The 4794-nt window shown below is 58.3% G+C and carries 5 protein-coding genes; all 5 read left to right on the forward strand.

What is annotated here, in order from left to right:
* Positions 1-599 (forward strand): PEP-CTERM sorting domain-containing protein (locus LAT62_RS15945; protein WP_293386159.1); only part of this gene is annotated, 599 nt, incomplete at its 5' end.
* A 196-nt stretch (positions 600-795) separates the two neighbouring features.
* Complete coding sequence (locus LAT62_RS15950; RefSeq protein WP_293386161.1) at positions 796-1329, forward strand: hypothetical protein; 534 nt, start codon at positions 796-798, stop codon at positions 1327-1329.
* 165 nt (positions 1330-1494) lie between these two features.
* Complete coding sequence (gene zigA, locus LAT62_RS15955; protein ID WP_293386163.1) at positions 1495-2712, forward strand: zinc metallochaperone GTPase ZigA; 1218 nt, start codon at positions 1495-1497, stop codon at positions 2710-2712.
* On the forward strand, positions 2709-3341 hold the full coding sequence (locus LAT62_RS15960; RefSeq protein WP_293386165.1) for a DUF1826 domain-containing protein: 633 nt from the start codon (positions 2709-2711) through the stop codon (positions 3339-3341). Before zigA ends, LAT62_RS15960 begins: the two co-directional genes overlap by 4 nt.
* 40 nt (positions 3342-3381) lie before the next feature.
* Positions 3382-4293, forward strand: coding sequence for a DUF2796 domain-containing protein (locus LAT62_RS15965; protein WP_293386167.1), 912 nt, complete (start codon positions 3382-3384; stop codon positions 4291-4293).
* Positions 4294-4794: the final 501 nt, after the last annotated feature.

Below are 4794 nucleotides of genomic sequence, written 5' to 3' on the forward strand. Positions count from 1 at the left end.
GCTTACAGTGGTCAAAATTTTTTGGACTTGGCCTGGCAGGGCTGCTATTCGCAGCCTCAGCACAAGGAACTGTTATTTTACCGGGTGACGCGCTTTACGATGGCAACGATGGGACGCCGCCCTATGGCCCGTCTAACTGCGAGCCTGGTTGCATTAATGATCTTTTTGGCACTACCTTCGACAACACTGACCTGCTTTACAAGGCGGCTGCCGGTGATCCTGATGAAGGCAGCTACCAGGGCTCCTACTCTTTCGTCTGGGCACCCAATCTGGACGATCGTAACGGCGGAACCCTGACTTGGGACACGTCTCAGCCTGCCATCAACTGCGTATCCTGCTACCTGGCTGTCAAGGATGGCGTCCACGACCCCAGGTATTACTTTTATGATCTGAGCAGCCAATATGGCTGGAATGGCATGGATACCCTGTCATTCTCGGGTTTCTGGGCTGACGGTCGCGGTGATATTTCTCATATCTCCATCTGGGGCACTAGCAAGAGCACCACAGTCCCCGAACCCGGCACCGCAGCCCTGCTGCTGACCGGCGCTCTGGGCCTGTTTGCAGCTCGCCGTCGTCAGAACCGCGTTTCTGCGGCCTGAATGACGCTGACGGTCAGGCTGGACGCCTGATCGTTATCGCCACAATGAAAACCCGTGGATTTTTCATTCACGGGTTTTTTTGTTTTATGTCCACTCTGTAAGTCATCTGTAAGTCCTGTCCTGTAGAGTCCGCGGTGTAGCACCCAAATCAACTTGATTGGCTACACCACATTCCCAAGGACTGAAAGAGGACTTTATGAAGAAGTTAATGATGGCAACCACTTTGACACTCGCCGTTTCAGCCAGCAGTCCGCTTATGGCTGATGTGCTCAGTGAGGGTGACAACCTGGTCGGCGCTACCGTAGGGTTTGGTTTCACAACCCTGTCGAATGCCGCGACCTTTGGTGCCACCTATGAACGAGGCCTGATCGACGACATCTTTCCGGATTTCAACTTCGGTGCAGGCGCAGTAGGTGCTTACACCAACTATTCCAGCGGCCTGAACTATTCATTGAGCCACACCTTCATCGGTGCTCAGGCCAACGTTCACTATGATGCCGGCGAAGGCAATGTACAGCCTTACGGCGGCCTGATGCTGGGCTACAACAATTTCAGCTACAGCGATGATGATATCTCTGGCGCATGGGGCGGCGGCATATCCACCGGCGGCCAGGTTGGCGCCCGCTACTTTTTCTCCGATGATCTGGCAGCCAATCTTCGCTGGAGCAGTTCTTTCGGCGGCTGGGGTACTTATTCGCAACTCCATGCCGGCGTCGACTATCGCTTCTGATTCAGCGACAGCCTCAATCTGCGGGCGCCCCAAGGCGCCCATGACACCGCCGCTACTCCCCAAACCACTCCCTTCCCGATGCAAATTTGTATCAGGTACTTGTAATGTTATAACATCATCTACACACTACTGGTCCTGAAATAACAAACAACACTCGGGTCAGCCATGAGCTCAATCGACACAGCCTCGAAACTCCCAGTCACTGTATTGTCCGGTTTTCTTGGTGCCGGCAAGACCACGGTGCTGAACCATATTCTGCAGAATCGTGAAGGCCTGAAGGTCGCTGTCATCGTCAATGACATGAGCGAAATCAATATAGATGCCACTCAGGTCCAGAACGAGATCAGCCTGAACCGCTCGGAAGAGAAGCTGGTGGAAATGAGCAATGGCTGCATCTGCTGCACCCTGCGTGAAGACCTGCTGATCGAGGTCAGGGCGCTGGCAGAGGCCGGACGGTTTGACTATCTGGTGATTGAATCGACGGGCATTTCGGAGCCCCTGCCGGTGGCCGAAACCTTCACCTTTGCCGATGAAGATGGCCATAGTCTTGGCGACTTCGCCCGCCTGGATACCATGGTCACTGTGGTCGATGCCTGCAACTTTCTGGATGAATATGAAGCCGCCCGCAGCCTCGAGGAAGCTGGTGAGACACTGGGCGAAGACGACGAGCGCAATGTGGCTGATCTGCTGGTCGATCAGATCGAGTTCTGTGATGTGCTACTGGTCAGCAAGACAGACTTGGCCAGCCCCGGGCAGATCGAGCGGGTGACGGGCGTGCTGCGCAGCCTGAACCCGGAAGCCGAGATCATCCCCATTCGCGAGGGTCAGGTACCGCTAGAGCGTGTTCTGAATACCGGGCGGTTCGATTTTGGGCGGGCACAGCAGGCCCCCGGCTGGCTGAAGGAGATGCGCGGTGAGCATGTGCCGGAGACCGAAGAATACGGCATCAGCAGCTTCACCTATCAGGCGCGCCGCCCTTTCCACCCCAAAAGGTTCTTCGATTTTCTGCATCAGGAATGGCCGACTGGCCGTCTGATCCGTTCCAAAGGTTATTTCTGGCTGGCGACGCGCCCCCAACTGGCAGGCGAATGGAGTCAGGCCGGCGGCATTGCGCGCTATGGCTTCGCCGGCATGTTCTGGAAGGCCATCCCACCTGAAAAGTGGCCACAGGACCCGGAGGCACAGGCCTTTATCCGGGAAAAATGGCAGGATCCGTTTGGCGACATGCGTCAGGAACTGGTGTTCATCGGCCAGAACCTCGACAAGGCGGAAACCCGCCGCCAACTGGATGCCTGCTTGCTGACCGACGAAGAACTGGCAGCCGGCGTTGAGCACTGGCTGCGCCTGGAAGATCCGTTCCCCAGTTGGGAGGCCGCAGCATGACTCTGGCAGAAAGAACAGTTAACACAGAGGCCCAACTGCGTCAGGGCCACACACCGGCGGTCATGGCCGACATCGTCGAGGACGCGGTGAATCTGTGCGTCTGGCAGCGAGTGCTCAGCACCCCATTGCAGGAGGCAATAACCGCCATTCTGCAGCAGCAGCCGGATCTGAAAATCCAGCAGAGCGGCACCACTGATGCACTGCGCGACATCCTGTCGGTGCAATTGGGAGCCGCAGCGCAGCCGCTGACTGACGACATCTCAGAATTGCTGGACATGCTGAACTTTCTGTTCGACCACCCGGACTGGGGCATTCGACTGACGGCACTGGATCGTGCCATGTGCCCCAAGTATCACGTGGACCGAGTCAATGCCCGCCTGATCACGACCTATCAGGGCCCCGGCATGCAGTGGCTGGCCAATGACCAGATTCTCCGGTCGTCTGGCCAGAGCGGTGGCCTTGAAATTCCTCCTGATGCGCAGCTGGAACACCAGAATCTGAACACTGGCGATGTCGCCCTGTGCAAGGGAGACGCCTGGCCGGGCAATGCCGGCCGAGGGCTGATTCATCGCTCACCGCAACCGGCTGCCGGACAGGCGCGACTGCTGCTGACCATTGATCAATGCTGAACTCTGCAAACTCTACTAACCAAAAATCCTGGAGCAACTCATGACAAAATCTGCCTTCAAACTGAACACCCTGACCTCTGCGTTGCTGGCAGCCAGCCTGCTGGCCGCCCCCATCTTCGCGTCTGATGATCACGGTCATGACGACCACGGGCACGATGACCACGGGCATGACGATCATGGCCACGATGACCACGGGCACGATGATCACGGGCATGACGAGGTACGCCAGTTGGGTGCTCACGTTCACGGTGCCGCCCAGTTGCTGGTAGCCGTCGATCACGACCATGTTGACGTGCTGTTGCAGAGCCCGTCCTACAATGTGGTGGGTTTCGAGCACTTTGCGCGCCACGAGGCCGATGAAGCCCTGTTGCTGGAAGCCGAAGAAAAGCTGCTTGCCGCGCAGTACGTGTTTCAGCTGACGTCTGCCGCAAGCTGCTCGCTGGACAATGTGGAAATGATGTCCGAGCAACTGGCCGAGATGCGCGGCGAGGAGTTCGAAGTGCATTATCATGATCACGGACATGACGATCACGGTCACGACGACCACGGACATGACGACCACGGGCATGACGACCACGGTCACGACGACCACGGACATGACGACCATGGCCACGACGATCATGGGCATGACGACCACGGGCATGACGACCATGGGCATGACGACCACGGGCATGATGACGATGGCCACGACGACCATGGACATGATGACCACGGACACGACGATCACGGCCACGACGATGATCATGGCCATGAACATGCTGAAGGCAGCGTGCATACGGAATTCAACCTGGAATACCGCTTCCACTGCGACAACATTGGCGCTCTGACTGGTGTTGAAGTGACCGCATTCGACAACTTCCCCGGTTTCGAAAGCGTGGATGTTCAGTGGATCGTGAACGGCCAGCAGGGTGCAGCAAGCACTCAACCTGGCAGCCGTTCGGTGCAGTTCTGATTGCATTGAGAGGATGAACTGTCAGACTGCGCGCTTGTCTATAGGGGCGGCTGGCGCCGCCTATCGCGCACGGGGTGCGCTCCTACAGGGGGTTGTGCCTCTTTTGTAGGCGCGTGCCTTGGCCGCGCTTGGAGCCGGCAGGCTCCCTTTAAAGGCGGCTGCGCCGCCGAGCGCAGGCAAGCCAGCGCCTACAGGGGGTTGTGCCTCTTTTGTAGGCGCGTGCCTTGGCCGCGCTTGGAGCCGGCAGGCTCCCTTTAAAGGCGGCTGCGCCGCCGAGCGCAGGCAAGCCAGCGCCTACAGGGGGTTGTGCCTCTTTTGTAGGCGCGTGCCTTGGCCGCGCTTGGAGCCGGCAGGCTCCCTTTAAAGGCGGCTGCGCCGCCGAGCGCAGGCAAGCCAGCGCCTGCAGGGGGTTCTGCCTCATTTGTAGGCGCGTGCCTTGGCCGCGCTGACGTGCAGGGATGCACTAATGTCGCGGGCGCATGGATGCGCAGGAGCGACCGG

The sequence above is a fragment of the Natronospirillum sp. genome (genome assembly GCF_022565775.1).
In the GTDB taxonomy this organism is placed as follows: domain Bacteria; phylum Pseudomonadota; class Gammaproteobacteria; order Pseudomonadales; family Natronospirillaceae; genus Natronospirillum.